This window comes from Lacticaseibacillus zeae subsp. silagei, assembly GCF_030770335.1.
Classification (GTDB): Bacteria; Bacillota; Bacilli; order Lactobacillales; family Lactobacillaceae; genus Lacticaseibacillus; species Lacticaseibacillus zeae.
In genome coordinates this window covers 1,392,457-1,410,993 of sequence record NZ_CP132484.1, presented here as the reverse complement: position 1 = coordinate 1,410,993, position 18,537 = coordinate 1,392,457, and the positions used below count along the sequence as shown (strand labels likewise).

The window sequence follows — 18,537 nt, the reverse complement described above, 5'->3', positions numbered from 1 at the left end:
TTTGGAACCGATTTAAGGCCTAGATGCCTAGCCCCTTACAATGCGGGGAGACAAGAAACGGCCAGTCATTTTTATGAATGATGCAACGGCTTAAGCTGCTTTGGTAGAAAGCGACTTGCCGTCTTTGGCGATAAAGAGTTGTGGCGCGACTGTTAGCAAAATGCCGACAACGACAATGGCCAATACGGTACTGAACAGCGCAGATCCGCCGTTAACGATCAACGAATAGATCCAGGCATTCATGCCTTTTGGTGCATAACTGCCCCAGAAAACAACGCCAGCGATAAAGTGAATGAAGTACTTAGCAAAAGTACCGATGATAATACCGGCGAAAGCATAGCCGCTAGCCTTTACCTTTTCACCGCCGCGAACGTTCTTTTGAAAGGCAGCATAGGTCAATCCCATCAAACCAACCAGCGTGAACGCGATTGGATATTCAAGGAAGCCCTGAATCGGGTTCAGGACACTGCCACCGCTCAGGCCACGTAGAATCAAATCAAGAATGCCCCAGACAAAGCCAGCCCATGCGGCAGGAATCGCCCCACGCCGCATCGCCAGCACCGCGATCGGAATCAAGCCATAATTCAACTCAATCGCCGAAACCCCGGTGGTATGCGGAATATACGTCAGCGCCATCGCAAACGCGGCAATAATCGCTGTTTCCAAAATAACAACCAGACGCTTATGTTGTTGCATAAAAAAAGCCTCCTAGTGAATCCCCACTCACAAAGAAGGTCGCTTCCGACCGTTCACAAATCCCTACGCTCGCATTAACGAACAGGTTCGAAGGGTCCGGGTCTCCCCGATCTCAGCCAATGGCTCCCCTTTGTGAAGGTTCATCGAATTAATTGATACAACTTTATCCTACCAGACTTTGGAGAAAGGGCAAATATTTTACCCAGAGCAGAGCGTGAACCAGCCCGGTTAGAAACCGGAGCATAAGTGGCCTCAGACCTAAATGGCCGGGCTTTGGCCATTTAGGTCTGAGGTCCTTATGTGGAGGTTTCTGGGCTGGTGAGCGCGTTTAAGTGCATCAGGAACTGATCTGTCTTTTACCATTTATGCTTGAGAGGTCCTTACACGCAGGTTTCTGGGCCTGCGAACGCGTTTTTGGAGCGTGAGCGTACTTCAGAATAGCTGCTATCTTGCAACACGAATTTTCTCACTCACCGACTCAACCGCGTCTTTTCCTCCCGGTGCAAAGCCTCCAACGACTTCCCTGCCGTTTCCGGGACAAAGATAATGACAAACAGCAAGGACACAATGTTCGTCACAATGAAGCAAACGAAGGTCCAAAACATCCCCATTTGTGCCAAGCCAATCGGGAAAAGCACCCCGACCGCAAAATTACCTAACCACAGGAAGAAGGTCGCTGTGCCCATACCGAGTCCACGCAACTGCTCCGGGAAAATCTCCGACATAAGCAACCAAGTCATCGGGCTAATCGCTCCTTGGAAGAAGGCTAGAAAGAGCATCATCATCAGAATGGTTATAAAGGCACGCATTGGCGATCCTGCGGGCAAACGGGTAGCGAACGTGACGCCGGTAATCGCCAGTGACGTACCGATTAAACCAATAATCAGTAATGGTCGGCGCGGCACATGTTTAAGTAATTGCATCGTCACAATTGTGGCAACAACCGCCGTGACCCCATTGGCAATGTTGGCAACCAAAGCACTGTTGCGGCCAAATCCGGTCATCTGCAAAATTGACGTTCCGTAATACATCATGACATTAATCCCGGCAATTTGCTGGATAACGCCTAAACTGATACCGATCATCAACAGTCGCCGAATCCACTTAACCTTAAGTGCATCAACCGGCTTAACTTTTTTATGTTCTGCACTTTTCGCAATCGTCTGTTTTAAATGTTCAAGCTCATTTGGAACCTCTTGTGGCGTTCGCAAAACCGCGAGACTGTTTTCAGCATCCTTTTGACGGCCCTTCATCATTAACCAGCGTGGCGATTCAGGAACAAAATGGGTGCCAACACCCAAAAGGATAGCCGGGATCACGGCTAAGACGATCATCCACCGCCAAATACCGTGAACATTACCAAAATTCGTCCCTAAAACGGCATTCAGGATGAACGCAAGCAGTTGACCCGAGACGACCATTAATTCATTTTGGGTCACAAGTCGACCGCGCCGATTCGTTGGCGCAATTTCGGCCAGAAAACTAGGAACCAAAACTGAAACACCACCGACTGCCAGCCCCAAGACCATCCGGGCGCCAATCAACCAACCAGCACTAGGCGCTAGTGAAGAAGCGAGTGTGGCGAGAAAAAATAAACCGGCTAATCCGGTAATCAAACGTTTACGCCCGTACCGGTCACTGACACGGCCGACCAACACCGCACCAAAAGCCGCGCCTAACGTTAAACTACTGGTAACCCATCCCTGTAAACCAGGTGCTAATTTAAGTTCACTGGAAATAAACGGCAAAGCGCCATTAATGACGCCGGTATCATAGCCAAAAAGAAGACCGCCCATTGTCGAAATGAGCGCCACTAGTCGTAACCGAACACGCGCAGTGGAAAAAGCACCGGCCCTGCGCTGCAAGCCTGTTTTTGTTTGATGTTGTAAATACATGCAATTCCCCCTCATTCGGTGAACCACCATACTTACTATCACAGATCTGCATCGCGGCTCGACCTTTTTAGTTTACATAATAACCATACCACTTTTCTGAAAATGCTGCATGCGCGCCAAGTGAATACGACCAGCGCATGCATTACTGTCTGCTTATCAAGCTGCCCTTAAAAGAAATGACAAAGCTATCTCGCCAAAGCTTTAAAGCAATTAAAAAAGACCGCCACCCTGTTTGGGATGACAGCCTTCTTCAAATCATGACGTCATTACTGACCGGTTGTTTTTTTAACCAAATCTGCATTTTCGTCATTTGAAATATTTTCATTTAGAGCAACATCGGCCATCTTAGCCATGTCCTCAGTGGATAGCCGCTTCATCAAGCTGCGCACCTTAAGAACAGAAGTTGCAGACATGGAATATTCGTCAAGTCCCATACCAAGCAGCAGCGGAACCATGATCGGATCACCAGCAGCTTCACCACACATGCCAGCCCATTTGCCTTCCTTGTGGGCTGAGTCAATCACATGCTTGACCAGCCGAAGGATCGATGGGTTGTATGGTTGATACAGGTAAGAAACATGTTCGTTCCCACGATCAGCCGCCATGGAGTACTGAATTAAATCGTTAGTCCCGATCGAGAAGAAGTCGACATACTTAGCAAACTGATCAGCCAAAACTGCCGCAGCAGGAATTTCGATCATGATGCCAAGTTGAATGTTGTCGGATACCTTAACGCCATCCTTAACCAGCTTGTCTTTTTCTTCTGTGAAGATCTGCTTAGCCTGTTTGAACTCGGAAATGGTTGCGATCATCGGGAACATGATCCGCAGATTACCGAATGCAGACGCCCGCAACAAAGCCCGTAATTGCGTACGGAAAATATCCTGACGATCAAGACTGATCCGGATCGCACGATAGCCTAAGAATGGGTTTTGTTCTTGCGGTAGTGGCAGGTATGGCAAATGCTTATCCCCGCCAATATCCATTGTCCGAACAACAACCGGCTTCGGATTCATGGTTTCAAGAACCTTCTTGTAAGCCTCGAACTGATCGTCTTCAGTCGGCAATTCGGAAGAATCCATGTAAAGGAATTCGGTACGATACAGGCCGATACCTTCAGCACCATTTGCCAGCACACCATCGAGATCCTTAGGGGTCCCGATGTTAGCCGCAACATCAAAATGCTTGCCATCAGCCGTCACGGATTTCGCCGTCTTCAGTTGTGCCCATTCAGCCTTTTGCTTGGCAAATGCTTCAGCAGCTTGCTTGAACTTGGCAACTTCATCCGTCGAAGGATCAATGACAACTTCGCCGGTAAGACCATCAACGGAAATCAATTGACCATTTTTGGCCTTTTTGGTGACGTCATCGGTTCCGACAACAGCAGGAATTTCCAAAGAACGCGCCATGATCGCACTATGGGCCGTCCGACCACCGATGTCGGTGACGAATGCCTTCACATACTTCTTGTTGAGCTGTGCCGTGTCAGAAGGGGTCAAATCGTGAGCCACGATAATGACTTCTTCATCAATCAATGCCGGATTCGGCAATGTACGACCCAACAAATGCGCCATAATACGCTTTGTTACATCGCGAACATCGGCAGCACGTTCCTGCATATACGGATTATCAGTCATGCCCTCAAAGGTCTGAATGAAGAATTCGGAAACTTCTTTCACAGCTTGTTCGGCATTTACTTTTTCGTCCTTGATCTTGGATTCGATCTGACCGGTAAAGTCAGGATCAGCCAAAATCATCATATGGGCATCAAAAACTTGAGCCTCTTCTTCGCCAAGCGATTCAGCGGCCTTTGCACGGATAACCTTTAACTCATCATTACTTTGATCAAGTGCCTGCTTCAGCCGATTGATTTCCTTTGAAGGATCATCAACCGTTTTTTTGTCAAATGATAAATCAGGTTGAACCAGTAAATAGGCCTTCGCTGTGGCGATCCCATCACTAGCAGCGATTCCCTTCAAATGTTCAGCCATTATTCAGCCAAGCCTTCTTTTTTCATAGTATCGGTAATAGCAGCAATTGCGTCTGCTTCGTCAGCACCTTCAGCAGAAATGGTAACATCGGCGCCTTGGCCAACACCCAAACTCATAACACCCATAATGGACTTCAGGTTAACGCTCTTACCTTTATATTCCAAGTTGATGTCTGAGTTGAACTTGCTGGCTGCTTGTACCAACAAGGTTGCCGGACGTGCGTGGATCCCGGTTTCTGCAATAATGTTAAATTCACGTTTTTCCATGACTGATCTGCTCCTTCATATTAACTAGATTTCTAGTGTTTTTCCGAATAGTTTATAGGCACACTAACACCTAAAACAATTCATGTAAACCTTACCATTTTTTGTAGCTTGCCACAAGCGTCACATGAGATTTGACGCTTATTTAGCGGGAATCAACTGACCGGTAATGGTATTCGATGACACCATCGCGTTTGGCCGTCCCCACAATTTCTTCACGATCGGGATAATTTGTCCATGCCGCCCGAAACGCCATGAATGTTTCGGGCGTCACCGTGATCTTGTCACGCTGACCAGTCTTTAACTCATCCATTAAAGCGACATAATCCTGAGTCATCTATTTGCCTCACCTCACTCCATAAGGTTAGCATAAAAGTAGGCATTGAAAAAGCGCTAATGCCTGATATCACTGAAATATTTGGAACTTTTTAGCACTCTTGTGTGTCGAGTGCTTGCATTCTCGCTATGAGGGTGTATACTATTGCCATAGGTCAAGAAAGGTCAAACCTTTTTCGACTATATGTGGCACCTATTTAGACAGGAAGGTTGTGACAAAATGTTATGTGAAAACTGTCATAAGAATCCAGCCACTATTCATCTTTCAACCGTTGTTAACGGTACGCGGCAGGAGATCAATCTCTGCCAAAACTGTTATCAATTACTCAAGAAACAAGCAGGAGGAAATATGAATCCAACAAATGCTACTGATCCGTTTGGGTTCGGGAGCTTAGATGATATCTTCCGTGCGATGAATCAGGGAATGGATCGGCCGCAACAGCCCAACGCGCAAATCCCGCCTACTCAGGCAGGACGCGGCGGCAATGGTAACAACGGCCGCAATGGCAATGGTGGTAAGGGATTACTGGGTCAATTCGGTGTTGATCTGACCGAACAGGCACGCAAAGGCCAAATTGATCCGGTCATCGGCCGCGACAAGGAAATTTCACGGGTGATCGAAATCTTGAATCGCCGGACGAAGAATAATCCGGTTCTGATCGGTGAAGCCGGTGTCGGTAAAACCGCTGTCGTCGAAGGCTTGGCTTTGAAGATTGCCAATGGCGACGTACCGGCAAAGCTCCAGGATCGTCACGTTATTCGCCTCGATGTCGTTTCCCTCGTTCAAGGAACCGGTATTCGTGGTCAATTCGAGCAGCGGATGCAACAATTGATCGACGAACTCAAACAAAATAAGAACATTATTCTATTTATTGATGAAATTCACGAAATTGTCGGTGCCGGCAATGCTGAAGGCGGCATGGATGCAGGCAACGTTTTGAAACCTGCCCTCGCTCGTGGCGAATTGCAGCTGGTTGGCGCAACCACCAGCAACGAGTATCGGCAAATTGAAAAAGATTCCGCGCTTGCTCGGCGACTCCAGCCAGTCATGGTTGAAGAACCTAGCGTTGACGAAACCATTAAAATTCTGAAAGGCTTGCAGCCGCGTTATCAAGACTTCCATCATGTTAAGTATACGGAAGCCGCGATTGAAGCCGCAGCTACACTCAGCAACCGCTACATTCAGGATCGCTTCTTACCTGACAAAGCCATTGACCTGTTGGATGAAGCCGGTTCTCGCAAGAATTTGACGATTGCAACCGTTGATCCTGAAACGATCAAAACCAAGATTGCGGATGCCGAGAATCAAAAGCAGGCAGCGCTTAAGCAGGAAGATTACGAAAAAGCCGCCTTCTATCGCGATCAAGTCACGAAATTAGAAGACATGGCCAAGAAACAATCAAATCTACCTGAAGATGAAGTGCCAACCGTCACCGAAAAAGACATGGAAAAGATTGTCGAAGAAAAGACCAACATTCCTGTCGGTGAATTGAAAGCACAAGAACAGGCACAGTTGAAGAACCTCGCGAGTGATCTTGAAAAACATGTCATCGGCCAAAATGAAGCAGTTGACAAAGTTGCGCGGGCCATTCGCCGTAACCGGATTGGCTTCAACAAGACGGGCCGGCCAATCGGTTCCTTCCTCTTCGTTGGGCCTACCGGTGTTGGTAAAACGGAACTGGCCAAGCAGCTTGCCAAAGAGCTGTTCGGTTCGGAAGATGCCATGATTCGGTTTGACATGTCGGAGTACATGGAGAAATTCAGTGTCTCCAAACTAATCGGTTCACCGCCAGGCTATGTTGGCTACGAGGAAGCCGGTCAGTTAACTGAAAAAGTTCGGCGCAATCCTTATAGTCTGATTCTGTTAGATGAAATTGAAAAAGCCCATCCAGATGTTATGAACATGTTCCTGCAGATTCTGGATGATGGCCGCTTGACGGATTCGCAAGGGCGTACCGTTTCCTTCAAGGATACCATCATCATCATGACGTCCAATGCCGGATCAACCGATGCCGAGGCTAATGTTGGTTTTGGTGCAACCTTGAGTGGCAAGACGCACAGCGTTCTGGATCAGCTTGGCAATTACTTCAAGCCGGAATTCCTCAACCGTTTTGATGACATTGTTGAATTCAAGCCACTGTCCAAAGATGACTTGTTGAAGATCGTTTCCTTAATGATCACTGACACCAACAATAATCTCAAGAGTCAGGGCCTGACGATTCATGTCACCGATCCGGTCAAAGAGAAGCTGGTCAGCCTGGGTTACAATCCATCCATGGGTGCGCGGCCATTACGGCGGGTTATCCAAGAACAGATTGAAGATCGGGTAGCCGACTTCTATCTGGATCATCCGGATGCCAAGGAACTTGAAGCCCGCATCAGCAATGGTGAAATTACGGTTGGCGAACCAGCCAAAGCCGAAACGCCTTCAAAAACCAGCAAAAAGTAAACACCATCAGTCATCAACCGATCATCGCGATCAAGATGAGTGATGCAAAGACAGAAAGCCCGCGGACAAATTGTTCGCGGGCTTTCGATTGTACATAATATTATTTTTCCTTAAATTGTTTTATAATAAAACCAGTAGGAAGAGAAATGGAGGGCCTGACCATGCGACTGATTAATGTCACCAACAGCTTTAGAAATTTGGTAAGCCAGCAACTAAGCGGCACTGATGCCCGACTTGTCAAAGTTTTTTCACTCGGTCAAACCACCGTTGTTTATACAGAGGCACCTTCGCACATCGAGATATTGTTCACCAACGAACGCCGCAACATTCAGCGTGAGGAAATTGCTTACACGCTTGATCGACTGCTCAAAAAGTCCATTGACGATGTTTCGCCAATCATAGGCCACCACTTAGCCGAGATAACGATCCCTAAGTTAGAACGTCAGGCTGAATAAAAGAGGCATTTTGTTCATTCGATAGGCAATCAAACGATGTTTCGTAACGGTTATCATGTATAAGCAAAAAGGCGCCTCGAAATCCAGAAACAAAAAAGCGGCCAATAGCCGTTTTTTTTGTGCCAAGATTAAAGCTTAGCCGTCAATTTCACATCCGGATACTTGTCCGCAAACCACCGCTCGGCGTATTGGTTTTCAAACAAGAACAACGGATCGCCGTGAATATCCTGCACCAGCAGGTTACGCGAACTGCTCATCTTTTCGTCCATCTGATCCGGATCAATCCAGCGGGCAATGCGCGAACCGATCGGGGTCATCACAACCTCGGAGTGGTATTCATGCAACATCCGGAACTGGAAAACTTCAAACTGCAGTTGCCCGACCGCACCGAGAATGTAGTCATTTGTATGATAAGTCTTATAGAGCTGAACTGCCCCTTCCTGGACCAGCTGCTGCATGCCCTTATGAAATGACTTTTGTTTCATGACATTTTTGGGGGTAACGCGCACGAAGATTTCCGGGGTAAACTGCGGTAACTTTTCGAATTGAATAGGCGTTTTTCCTTGATAAATGGTATCGCCAATCTGAAAATTACCGGTATCATATAAGCCGACGATATCTCCTGCAACCGCAGTCGAGACGGTTTCGCGGCTATCGGCCATAAACTCGGTCGAATTGTTCAGCCGCATCGTTTTACCGGTACGATGTAAGACGACATCCATGCCGCGCTCAAATTCGCCGGAAACAATGCGCACAAACGCAATCCGATCGCGATGAGCCGGGTTCATATTCGCTTGGATCTTGAAGACGAACGCTGAGAATTCCGGATTGGTCGGCATCACTTCGTCACCTTGCTCGGTTTTTTTAGGTCCCGGCTCAGGCGCATATTTAACAAAGCTATTCAGAAAAGTTTCGACGCCGAAGTTAGTCAGGGCTGACCCGAAGAAAACCGGCGTCTGATCACCTGACATGATTTTCTTGAGGCTAAATTGATTACCCGCATCGTTCAACAGCTCAATGTCATCCATTGTTTGCGTGTAGATAGAGTCTTGAGTCAATGGTTCACTGGCATCCAGTTCACCTTTGTCATCAAGCGCCAAAAACCGATCGTCACCTTCTCGTCGGTACAGTTCGATCCGGTTATTTACCCGATCGTATAGACCTTTCAAGCCTTTGCCCATCCCAATCGGCCAGTTCATCGCATAGCCTTCAATACCCAGCAGGTCTTCTAATTCAGCAATCAAATCCAACGGTTCGCGCCCGTCACGATCCAATTTATTCATGAAGGTAAAAATAGGAATACCACGCTGCTTAACAACTTTAAACAGCTTCTTAGTCTGGGCTTCGATCCCTTTAGCTGAATCGATCACCATCACGGCAGCATCGACAGCCATCAGTGTCCGATACGTATCTTCGGAAAAGTCTTCGTGCCCGGGGGTATCCAAAATATTAATACGTTTGCCTTGATAATTGAATTGCATCACCGAACTCGTGACCGAAATACCACGTTTCTTTTCGATTTCCATCCAATCCGATTTGGCAAAATGTCCGGACTTTCGGCCTTTAACCGTCCCGGCTTCACGGATGACACCGCCAAACAGCAATAGCTGCTCGGTAATCGTCGTCTTCCCGGCATCCGGGTGAGAAATAATCGCAAACGTCCGCCGTTTTGCGACTTCTTGTGCTAATTCCTGTGGTTTCATTATCTGGTTCCTTCCAAAATGTTCAAAGTTACTGCCAGCATCTGCCCATGTTATCTTGAGCCGAGCTAGCTATCGGTCTCCTTGGACGATACTTCTGTCGATGTCTCTAACGTCGGCATATCAGTTAAATGAATGTGAACGTTGACAAGCCGTGACCCTTCTACTTTGCCGGTCGACAAAACAACCCCCGGTGCTAGCTCAAGTTTTTCGCTATGATGCGTCGATGGAATCGCGCCAAGCTGCGTCAACACATAGCCGGCGATCGTATCAACATCCGGCACATCCAGACTGGTCTTGAATAAATCATTGAACTCGGAAATCGGCATCCGCCCAGAAACGACATAGTCATGCTCCGTTTGTTTCGTATAAAGCTGCTCCGCCTGATCCGATTCATCATCAATATCGCCAACGATTTCCTCAAGTAAATCCTCAATCGTGACAATGCCAACAACACCGCCATACTCATCCAAAAGAATGGCGATCTGCTGTTGACGAGTTTGCATTTCCTTTAGCAGTGCATCCACGGTAATGGTTTCCGGCACAAACACCGGTTCCGTCATCACCGATTCGATTTTAACATGCTCAAATCCAACTCGCCGCGCCTCTTTGAGTAAGTTCTTGATATGGACAATCCCGATAACATGGTCCTTATCCTCTTCGTAAACCGGGATTCGTGAGTAAATATTTTTTAAAATCGCGTCGATTGCTTTTTGATCAGGCTCTTCGGCATCAACCATGAAGGCATCCGTTCGTGGTACCATCACTTCGCGGGCCATTGTGTCTGACAACGAGATAATGCCTTCAAACATTTGATATTCATCAGGATCAATGGCACCGGCATTCCGACCATTTTCGATCATGGCAACCATTTCTTCGCGCGTAACCGATTCGCCTTGATGAGTAAATTCCATTGGGGTCAGCTTCATCAGCAGTTGAGTCGATGCTGACAAAAGCCAAACAAACGGACGCATTAACGTTGCTAACCAACTGATCGGCGTCACGCTCAGCTTGGCCACGCGTTCTGCCCGTTGAAGCGCCACCTGCTTGGGATAAAGTTCACCGAAGACAAGCGAAAAATACGATAAGATCAACGTGACTAAAATCACCGCTGCTTCATGCGCAAAAGACCAGTTACCAAAAATCGGCGCAATCCGATCAGCCAACGTGGTTGCGGCCGAAGCTGACGCAAAAAATCCGGCAAAGGTAATGCCGACTTGAATTGTCGCCAAAAACCGGCTGGAATCCTTCATAATGGCAACCAACTTAGCTGCTTTTCGATCACCCTTGTCTGCCTGTGCTTGCATTCGGGTACGTGAGCTTGAAACGACCGCAATTTCTGCGGCAGCAAATCCTGCATTAATTAAAGTCAAAAAGATAATGAGGATTAACTGTCCCCATATCTGACCGTCTGGGTCACTGCCCATTCAAAAACACAACCTTTCGTAAAAAAAACGGGGACTCATCCCCGTAGTTCGATCACTTCAGTATAGCAAGTCCTTATTTCTTTTTCAATTCAGAATCGTGCTGCGCGCCGTCCTGTGGGGTCGGCTCGGGTAGTTCGCGCTCATCATCAAAATCTTCGTCATCCTTATGTTCTTGATGGAACCGATATAGTTCGTATAAGTAAGTAATGACGGTTTTGATCACGGCATAAGTCGGTACAGCCAAAATAGTGCCCAGTAGCCCCCATAAATTGCCCGCCACCATCAGCAAAATGATGATGGTCAACGGATGAATGTCCAAAGACCGCCCGATGACATTAGGATAGATGAAGTTCCCGTCAGTCATCTGAATAATGACGACGACCAAGACAACCAGCAAAACTTTGGTCCATCCCTGGGTTGCAGCAATGACCAGCGCTGGGGCAATGCCAATATACGGTCCCAAATAAGGAATGATGGTGACCACACCGGCAATGAAACCCAGCAGATACGCGTATGGCATGCCAATGATCAGATAGCCAATAAACGTAAAGGTGCCAACGAATAAACATTCAATTGCCTGACCACCGATATAATGCGATAGTGTGGCATTCAAGCGTGTGAACACTGTTGCCACCTCCGCATGATACCGCCGCGGTAAGAGTCGCTGAATACTTGGCACGAAGTTTTCGCCGTCTTTAAGGAAGTAAAAGAGCATCACCGGAATCGTAATAATGCTGACCACAATACTTGCCAAAGAACCGATCATACCCGGCAATCCACTTGAGAAGCTGCCTAGCACCTGACTCAGCAATTTGCTTGGCGATATTTGTAAGCTTGCCACATATTTGCCAATGTTAAGCCGCTGATACCAAGTGTAGTGCGAAGCCTTACTGATAAAGGAACGCAACCCCTTTAAGAAATCCGGAATATTGGTAATGAATTGGGTGACCTGGTAAATCAGATTCGGCAGGACCGCCATGACAATTAAGACGATGGCGCCAATAACCACCAGGAAAATCAAAAGAATCGAAATATTGCGACTGATATGCAGCCGTTGCAACAGCTTCACAATCGGATTAAATAAATAGAACAAAAATCCAGCCGACAGAATCGGGATCAGCAGCGTTGAAAAGAACGTTGCAACCGGCGCAAATAAGAACGAGACCTGGGTTAAGCCGATCACCACGAAAATCAGTACCAATAACTCGACTGACCAGAACATTAATTTTGAATGGCGTAACTTATCAAACATAATTGGCCTCCCCAACCTCTTCTCGCTAGTGTTATAATAGCAAACAATTTATCAAAACGGAAAGAAGGTTCGCACTTTGGAATTAAAGACAACAACTGCTTTAGATTCAGCGATTCACCAAGATAGCGTTCAGATCCGGACACATGTTTTCGTCAAGGAACAGCACGTCCCGGCAGATCTGGAAGTCGACAGTGATGAAGGAAAAGCCACCTACTTTGTCCTTTATGACGCTGGCTTGCCTGTGGCTACTGCTCGAATTTTACCGGAAGCAAACGGCTATCACGTTCAACGCGTTGCCGTGGAAAAGGTCTACCGCAAGCATGGCCTTGGCAAAATGGTGCTAACCGCCATCATCAAATATGCCCGCCAGCATCATGTGGCGTTTCTCAAACTCGGCGCCCAGATTCAGGCAGTTGGTTTTTATAAAACTTTAGGATTTGAATTAACGAATCGACCGGAATTCCTAGATGCCGGCATTCGCCATCGTGAAATGATACTGAAATTAGATTAAGCGGTGCTTCAGGTTAGTCCGATTAAACCATTCAAATTTGAAAAAAATACGCTTCTAATTTGAATTTATTAGAAGCCCATCACTGCAAGCAGGTCATGCCGCGCTTGCTTTTTTATTCATATTCGTCAACCCCGGTCAACTGGTTCGGATCAATATAAAGACGATAAGCCACCGTTTTGACCGCCGTTCCATCAAGCAGGTAACTTTCCAGATAATAAGGATGATCCGTCTGGCCTAAACGTTCGGGCAGTGGATACCCTGCCTGTTCGATGATCTGTAAGCCTTTATTAAAGCTGGTAGCCAACGGTAATTCTTTTGCCAAAACTTGACTGGCCGGTTGCTTCACTTGCCCGGCCGTCGCTGCTGGCAGCGAGAAGCAATCATAGGCTTTTGGTACATCTGTCCCCGCCGGCAATAAGCTGCCAATCCAGTACAGAAAGGTATCATACGGCGAAAAGATCACCATCGCCGTTCGGTTAGGCGTTTTGGCCAACTGATCAAGCGATTTAAATCCCAGTCGCTGTTCGAAATCTGTCCACGCAGGGCGAAACGTGCCGAGTTGATCGCTACTTTCGGTTGTATAAGCATGACCTGCAAATAATTGTGCAGGTTGTTGCGGAATTTGTTTCATATTGCCTCCAACATTCATACCGTCTTCAGATTCGATGGGCCAATTGTAAGTACCGGCGATACCACAAATCTACATAGGCTTGGCAAAAGGGCCCCTTACCGTGGTTGATCCAATCGACCAGCACTTTAACGTTGGCTTTCAAAATACGATCCGTCGTGGCGGGGTACTGCCACATTTTGCGGTGGGCTTCATATTCATCAACATCCAGCAGGCGCTTTTCCCCGTCCGCAAACACTTTGACATCTAAGTCGTAATCAATATATTTCAGTGCTTCCTGATCCATGGTAAAAGGAGTCGCCAAGTTGCAATAATACGAAACGCCACCTTCACGAATCATCGCAATCACATTGAACCAGTAATGCTTGTGAAAGAAAATAATTGCCGGCTCCCGCGTCAACCAGCGACGCCCGTCAGACTCGGTGACCAAGGTATGATCATTGCAGCCGATCAAGGCGTCTTCACTCGTTTTAAGCACCATCGTGTCACGCCAGGTGCGATGCAAACTGCCATCATGTTTATAACTTTGAATGGCGAACGAGTCGCCTTCTTTAGGGATCAGCATACAAAACCCGCTTTCTAAAATTCCGATTTTCATTATAACAAAGCTTATCGGATACCGCTAAAAAACTAGAGCTCTAGTTCTCTTCTGCCAAATCCGCCAAAACATCATCGATGGCATCCAAATCGAACCCCTTGCGAAATAAGGCCGACTTGACCTTTTGCTTACGAATTCGCGCTTCGTAATGTTGTTTTAACCGCCACTGTTTCGCTGCCTCGGCTTTTAAAAGTGCCAGCTCACTTTCTGCATCCGGTTGCGGATCGAGAATTTCAATCGCAGCAGCAATCGTTGCTTCATCAAATCCTTTTTGTATCAAGGCAACCCGCAGTCGCTGTAATTGATCCTTAAATGCCCGGTTTTGATGGTGGCGCAGATTTTTTTGACCCGCACGCACCGCTGCTTCAGTCCATGTTGCTGAAGGAATGGTGGCCAGTTGCTCGGTTAACAAATCGGCCGTAATGCCTTTCTGCTCGAGCTTATGACGCACCATGCGTGGTCCGGCTTCGCCCATTTTGCTATTGGCTTCTAAATAGCGCTGAACATACTCAACATCGTTTAAGAACCCCAGCTCCGTTAAACGCTGTAGGATTTGGCCGATGACGTCTTCCGGAAAATCTTCTTTCGCCAACCGTTCCTTGACTTCATGGCGAGTGCGACTTTGATGGTTGATATAATTCAAACCGATTTCCAAACCCATGGCAACGACTTCGCTGTCCTTGATCTGGGCCTCCTCCGCTGGTGTGAGTGTCATCCCTTTGGCGAGCTGATAATTCACCAACGTCGTCTCACTGACCGGAAAGGCATACTCACCGTCCAGAAAAATATTATAGCGTCCCCGCCGTTTTTGCGCTGTTATCTTTGTAATTTGCCCCATGCGCTTTTGACCACCTTTCTAATCATGCCATCACTTATGTTATACTTTTCATAAATAAGATGGAGGTCTGTTATGTTTGAAGCTAGTTTTTTTGACCGTCATAGTTTGATTAATTATCAACTATTTCGGGCAATGAAGACCTTGCCACAAACAACCATATCGATCAATGCACTTAGCCGCACAACAGGTTTATCATACTCGCAAACCTACACGGCATTTCAGACCGTTTTGGTTCAGCTTAATAAAATCATTCCTGACGAAGCCGTTGACGAGGCAAATTTTACCCAATTTTTAAAACGGGTCACGCTCAACCAATACCGCTTTGCCTTGCTTAAAGACAGCCTGCCGTTTGAATTCTTTGATGACGTGTTTAAAAATCCGCATCCTGATTTTCACCGATTTAAAGAAAATCACCAGACAAGCGTTTCAACCTTGCGACGCCGCATCACCCCATTTCGGGATTACTTGGCGGACAATGGCGTTAATCTCAACAGCACAACTTGGGCAATCGAAGGTGATGAGCTACATATCCGCTTGGCGATGTTTACTTTTTTTATGCTCGCTTATCGCGGTGCCGGCTGGCCATTTTCGGCTGCCCAAGAGCAACAGGCAAAGACGCTTTTGGCTGAGATCAATCAGGTTGCGCCAACATTTTTGCTGGTACCGGTGCAACCGATGTCCAAAGAAGCATTGGTCATTCTTGCCATTCAGCTGATGCGGATCAAAGCAGGCCATGCCCTATTGCCGAATCGCCGCATGCAGCTGCTTTTTTCCGGACACGATGACCTGCCGGATTTGATTTTTACCCAATCACGGTTTCCTAATCTGTCAGCGTCAGAACTAAAGGCGGAAAAACAATTTTATTATTTTATGCGCATGTATTTTATGACCGTGACTCGGCAACCGCAAACGCTTGATCGGCAAATCATCGAACATTTCGATGAAACCGATAACCTCGTGAATCGATTTGTTTTTGGGTTGCTCAGCCACTTGAACGATCAGCTGCAAGAAACGGATCGCCAGCTGATTGCCGAAAGCCAAGTCATGATTGCTAATTTATACCGCCTTAGTTTTAACGAATATGTACTCGATGGACGATTTAGCCAGCGCATTGATTTTGCCCAGTCACCTTATGAAGAAGCCGACAGCAGTCAATTAGCTGCGGAAATTCAGCGGTACCTCAAAAAAATTCCTAAATCGATGCCTGAATCCATTTTTGCTGACTTTCCCGAGCCCTTCATCAGCGGCTTATATCTTTTGGTGAAAGACAATTATCCTGAACTTAACCGAGACATGCAGATGGTCGTTAACGTTCTCATCGAGCATGACTCGTTTGCCAAACGGGATTTGCTCAACTTTCTGGATGATTTGGGCTTTATCCGGGTTGTGCCACCTGATACAGCAGTCAAACCGGATTTGATCATCACCAGCCTCACCAAACCAAAACGGGTGATCCCGCGTTTGGGCCACCCGTTTGATCCCGCAACCCCGCTGATTACTTGGATGCCGGAACCGACTGATTTAGATTATTTCAATCTTTATCGCCGACTCAAACAATTACAGCGTCAACACGGCTCATCGGCGCAGGCCTAAACCTTTTTATTTTAGTGAAACGGTTTGGCGGTATAGCCGACAAAATAAACCAACGCCTCATATCCGGCCAATCCCAGAACGACCGCGGTAACCAGCATCGTGTTGTTCAGGTTACTATTGCGGTTAAACCACAAAAAAACCACCATCAGAAACATCACAACAAAATAAGCATTTTGCAGACTACGATTGATCTGAATTTCAAACTTGGCTTCCGGACTTTGGTAATCAATCGCATGTACCTTGTTTAATCGGCCAACTTTATAGGTTATTTTGTCACCGCGTTGAACTTTAAGATCTAGCGTTTCGCCAACGTGTATGACATGTGGCGTGTCGTTTTGCCAAACGGTCGCCGTCATTTTTTTGCTCATGGTATTCGAATAAGTAATTTTCACAGTCAATCCTCCTGAAAGTACATTATACTAGAATTTTTCAGGGATCGTCACCATTTGTCAGCGTAAAGGAGTATTTCATGGCAACCACGGTTAAAATCAGACAACGTTTTCCATTAACTATCAAGCGTTTGGATATCAACGGCGCAGGTATCGGGTACTATCAACGCAAAATTACTTTTGTTACCGGTGCGCTCCCCGGCGAAATCGTTGTTGCTGAAGTGACGGCGATTCATGACCGCTATCTTGAAGCCAAGGTCCACAAAATCCGTTCGGCCTCATCTGATCGAGTGAAACCCACGGAACCGCTCTATGGACAAATTGGCGGCGTTGAATTAAACCACCTTGCTTATCCGGCTCAATTGCGCTTCAAACGGGATGTCGTCGCACAGGCCTTAGCCAAGTTCAAACCAGCCGGCTGGCAACATTATGACTTAAAACCAACCATCGGCATGACGCACCCGACGCATTATCGCAACAAAGCTCAGTTCCCGGTTCGAGTCATTGACGGTCATGTTCGCGCCGGTTTATACGCCCCTGGATCACATCACCTTGTCCCGTTAACCCATTTTTTGACACAGGCGCCGTTGACCATGAAAGTCGTGACTGTTTTGTGCCAGCTGCTTGAAGAGCTCCAGATTCCGATTTACGAAGAAAAAAAGAACGCTGGCATTGTCAAAACGTTGGTCGTTCGGGAATCTTTTGCAACTGGTGAAGTACAAGTCACATTCATTACCAACAGCGCTAAACTGCCCCAGCAAACCAAATTGGTCGCGGCCATTGCAACGCGTTTGCCTATGGTCGTCAGCATTGCCCAAAATATTAATCCTGGCAACACTTCAATTATTTGGGGCAAGGAAAGCCGACTTTTGGCTGGCCAACCTTATATCCATGAGACGTTGTTAGACCGCACTTTTCAGGTTTCACCGCAAGCCTTTTTACAACTTAACCCGGCGCAAACTGAACGGCTCTATACCATCGCAAAAGACGCCCTTGAACTGGACCGAAGCGATACACTGGTCGATGCGTATTGTGGGATCGGCACTGTCGGCATCAGCCTCGCCGACCAGCACCAGACCATCTACGGCATGGACACGGTGCCTGAAGCGATTGCCGACGCGAAGTCCAATGCGGCTCATAATGGCTTTACCAAGGCACATTACTTTGTTGGCAAAGCCGAGGCCCTGTTTCCTAAGTGGCTGGCAGAAGGGATTCACCCTGACGCCGTGATTGTCGACCCACCGCGTGCCGGCCTTGAACGTCCTTTTATTAATGCCTTGCTGAACCTTAACCCTAAGAAGTTTGTTTATATTTCCTGCAACCCCTCAACATTGGCGCGTGATCTCGTTCCGCTGGCCAAACATTACAAGGTTGACTGGGTCCAGAGCATCGACATGTTCCCGCAAACTGCCCGCTGTGAGGCAGTTGTCAAGTTTACGCGACGCTAATCGCGTTAAATGAAGCAGCGTCTTCACTATCCGCATTCTTCCCCCAATTCATCCATCCAAAGCGAGGT

Annotated in this window: 17 protein-coding genes and 1 riboswitch; of the genes, 5 read left to right on the top strand and 12 right to left on the bottom strand. The window is 47.2% G+C overall.

Going from position 1 to position 18,537, the window contains the following annotated elements; all coding sequences use genetic code 11:
- Positions 1–90 precede the first annotated feature (90 nt).
- The 5 genes from thiT to ykzS all read right to left on the bottom strand — a co-directional run bounded on the left by thiT (position 91) and on the right by ykzS (position 5,182).
- The gene (thiT, locus tag LACZS1_RS06705; RefSeq protein ID WP_010487772.1) at positions 91–696 is read right to left on the bottom strand and encodes an energy-coupled thiamine transporter ThiT; all 606 of its coding nucleotides are present in this window, start codon (positions 694–696) and stop codon (positions 91–93) included.
- Positions 697–738: 42 nt separating this feature from the next.
- Positions 739–836, bottom strand: a riboswitch (TPP riboswitch).
- Between the two features lie 330 nt (positions 837–1,166).
- Complete coding sequence (locus LACZS1_RS06700) at positions 1,167–2,591, bottom strand: sugar porter family MFS transporter (protein ID WP_070650522.1); 1,425 nt, start codon at positions 2,589–2,591, stop codon at positions 1,167–1,169.
- A gap of 266 nt (positions 2,592–2,857) precedes the next feature.
- Positions 2,858–4,582, bottom strand: coding sequence for a phosphoenolpyruvate--protein phosphotransferase (gene ptsP / locus LACZS1_RS06695; RefSeq protein ID WP_047107579.1), 1,725 nt, complete (start codon positions 4,580–4,582; stop codon positions 2,858–2,860).
- Positions 4,582–4,848, bottom strand: coding sequence for a phosphocarrier protein HPr (locus tag LACZS1_RS06690; protein WP_003566007.1), 267 nt, complete (start codon positions 4,846–4,848; stop codon positions 4,582–4,584). The genes ptsP and LACZS1_RS06690 overlap by 1 nt, the downstream gene beginning before the upstream one ends.
- Positions 4,849–4,990: 142 nt before the next feature.
- Entirely contained in the window at positions 4,991–5,182 is a 192-nt protein-coding gene (gene ykzS / locus LACZS1_RS06685; protein WP_010487689.1) for a protein YkzS, read from the bottom strand.
- 219 nt (positions 5,183–5,401) lie between these two features.
- Here ykzS and LACZS1_RS06680 point away from each other — a divergent pair, with 219 nt between their 5' ends.
- Both LACZS1_RS06680 and LACZS1_RS06675 read left to right on the top strand, forming a co-directional pair.
- Positions 5,402–7,630, top strand: coding sequence for an ATP-dependent Clp protease ATP-binding subunit (locus LACZS1_RS06680; RefSeq protein WP_162829146.1), 2,229 nt, complete (start codon positions 5,402–5,404; stop codon positions 7,628–7,630).
- A gap of 161 nt (positions 7,631–7,791) precedes the next feature.
- Positions 7,792–8,085 (top strand): DUF1827 family protein, encoded by a 294-nt coding sequence (locus tag LACZS1_RS06675; protein ID WP_010487685.1) that lies wholly within the window; start codon positions 7,792–7,794, stop codon positions 8,083–8,085.
- 128 nt (positions 8,086–8,213) lie between these two features.
- Here the strand turns inward: LACZS1_RS06675 and LACZS1_RS06670 are convergent, their stop codons facing one another.
- The 3 genes from LACZS1_RS06670 to LACZS1_RS06660 form a co-directional block, all read right to left on the bottom strand.
- A complete protein-coding gene (locus tag LACZS1_RS06670) occupies positions 8,214–9,788 on the bottom strand; it encodes a peptide chain release factor 3 (protein WP_070650523.1) in 1,575 nt (524 codons plus the stop codon).
- Between the two features lie 65 nt (positions 9,789–9,853).
- Positions 9,854–11,212 carry a hemolysin family protein gene (locus LACZS1_RS06665; protein WP_070650524.1) on the bottom strand — a complete coding sequence of 453 codons (1,359 nt, stop codon included), beginning with the start codon at positions 11,210–11,212 and terminating at the stop codon, positions 9,854–9,856.
- Between the two features lie 73 nt (positions 11,213–11,285).
- Positions 11,286–12,464 (bottom strand): AI-2E family transporter, encoded by a 1,179-nt coding sequence (locus LACZS1_RS06660; protein ID WP_047107583.1) that lies wholly within the window; start codon positions 12,462–12,464, stop codon positions 11,286–11,288.
- 76 nt (positions 12,465–12,540) lie between these two features.
- Here LACZS1_RS06660 and LACZS1_RS06655 point away from each other — a divergent pair, with 76 nt between their 5' ends.
- Positions 12,541–12,975, top strand: a complete 435-nt coding sequence (locus tag LACZS1_RS06655) for a GNAT family N-acetyltransferase (protein WP_047107584.1) — start codon at positions 12,541–12,543, stop codon at positions 12,973–12,975.
- A 112-nt stretch (positions 12,976–13,087) separates the two neighbouring features.
- On the opposite strand, the gene LACZS1_RS06650 is transcribed toward LACZS1_RS06655, so the two are convergent.
- From LACZS1_RS06650 to recX, 3 genes are all read right to left on the bottom strand, one after another.
- Positions 13,088–13,606: a hypothetical protein gene (locus tag LACZS1_RS06650; protein ID WP_070650525.1), complete on the bottom strand. Its 519-nt coding sequence runs from the start codon at positions 13,604–13,606 to the stop codon at positions 13,088–13,090.
- A 25-nt stretch (positions 13,607–13,631) separates the two neighbouring features.
- Positions 13,632–14,168 (bottom strand): nucleoside tri-diphosphate phosphatase, encoded by a 537-nt coding sequence (ntdP, locus tag LACZS1_RS06645; protein WP_070650526.1) that lies wholly within the window; start codon positions 14,166–14,168, stop codon positions 13,632–13,634.
- Positions 14,169–14,241: 73 nt separating this feature from the next.
- Positions 14,242–15,039 carry a recombination regulator RecX gene (recX, locus tag LACZS1_RS06640; protein ID WP_070650527.1) on the bottom strand — a complete coding sequence of 266 codons (798 nt, stop codon included), beginning with the start codon at positions 15,037–15,039 and terminating at the stop codon, positions 14,242–14,244.
- Between the two features lie 72 nt (positions 15,040–15,111).
- Between recX and LACZS1_RS06635 the strand changes: the two genes are divergently transcribed.
- Positions 15,112–16,632 (top strand): helix-turn-helix domain-containing protein, encoded by a 1,521-nt coding sequence (locus LACZS1_RS06635; RefSeq protein WP_070650528.1) that lies wholly within the window; start codon positions 15,112–15,114, stop codon positions 16,630–16,632.
- Positions 16,633–16,643: 11 nt separating this feature from the next.
- On the opposite strand, the gene LACZS1_RS06630 is transcribed toward LACZS1_RS06635, so the two are convergent.
- A complete protein-coding gene (locus tag LACZS1_RS06630; RefSeq protein ID WP_047107588.1) occupies positions 16,644–17,024 on the bottom strand; it encodes a hypothetical protein in 381 nt (126 codons plus the stop codon).
- A gap of 77 nt (positions 17,025–17,101) precedes the next feature.
- On the opposite strand from LACZS1_RS06630, the gene rlmD reads away from it, so the two are divergent.
- Positions 17,102–18,469, top strand: a complete 1,368-nt coding sequence (gene rlmD, locus LACZS1_RS06625) for a 23S rRNA (uracil(1939)-C(5))-methyltransferase RlmD (protein WP_274804341.1) — start codon at positions 17,102–17,104, stop codon at positions 18,467–18,469.
- Positions 18,470–18,537 lie beyond the last annotated feature (68 nt).

Excerpts from the sequence above, each read along its gene's own strand:
- thiT (WP_010487772.1), bottom strand. The coding sequence starts at position 696 with ATGCAACAACATAAGCGTCTGGTTGTTATTTTGGAAACAGCGATTATT.
- LACZS1_RS06700 (WP_070650522.1), bottom strand. The coding sequence starts at position 2,591 with ATGTATTTACAACATCAAACAAAAACAGGCTTGCAGCGCAGGGCCGGT.
- ptsP (WP_047107579.1), bottom strand. The coding sequence starts at position 4,582 with ATGGCTGAACATTTGAAGGGAATCGCTGCTAGTGATGGGATCGCCACA.
- LACZS1_RS06690 (WP_003566007.1), bottom strand. The coding sequence starts at position 4,848 with ATGGAAAAACGTGAATTTAACATTATTGCAGAAACCGGGATCCACGCA.
- ykzS (WP_010487689.1), bottom strand. The coding sequence starts at position 5,182 with ATGACTCAGGATTATGTCGCTTTAATGGATGAGTTAAAGACTGGTCAG.
- LACZS1_RS06680 (WP_162829146.1), top strand. The coding sequence starts at position 5,402 with ATGTTATGTGAAAACTGTCATAAGAATCCAGCCACTATTCATCTTTCA.
- LACZS1_RS06675 (WP_010487685.1), top strand. The coding sequence starts at position 7,792 with ATGCGACTGATTAATGTCACCAACAGCTTTAGAAATTTGGTAAGCCAG.
- LACZS1_RS06670 (WP_070650523.1), bottom strand. The coding sequence starts at position 9,788 with ATGAAACCACAGGAATTAGCACAAGAAGTCGCAAAACGGCGGACGTTT.
- LACZS1_RS06665 (WP_070650524.1), bottom strand. The coding sequence starts at position 11,212 with ATGGGCAGTGACCCAGACGGTCAGATATGGGGACAGTTAATCCTCATT.
- LACZS1_RS06660 (WP_047107583.1), bottom strand. The coding sequence starts at position 12,464 with ATGTTTGATAAGTTACGCCATTCAAAATTAATGTTCTGGTCAGTCGAG.
- LACZS1_RS06650 (WP_070650525.1), bottom strand. The coding sequence starts at position 13,606 with ATGAAACAAATTCCGCAACAACCTGCACAATTATTTGCAGGTCATGCT.
- ntdP (WP_070650526.1), bottom strand. The coding sequence starts at position 14,168 with ATGCTGATCCCTAAAGAAGGCGACTCGTTCGCCATTCAAAGTTATAAA.
- recX (WP_070650527.1), bottom strand. The coding sequence starts at position 15,039 with ATGGGGCAAATTACAAAGATAACAGCGCAAAAACGGCGGGGACGCTAT.
- LACZS1_RS06635 (WP_070650528.1), top strand. The coding sequence starts at position 15,112 with ATGTTTGAAGCTAGTTTTTTTGACCGTCATAGTTTGATTAATTATCAA.
- rlmD (WP_274804341.1), top strand. The coding sequence starts at position 17,102 with ATGGCAACCACGGTTAAAATCAGACAACGTTTTCCATTAACTATCAAG.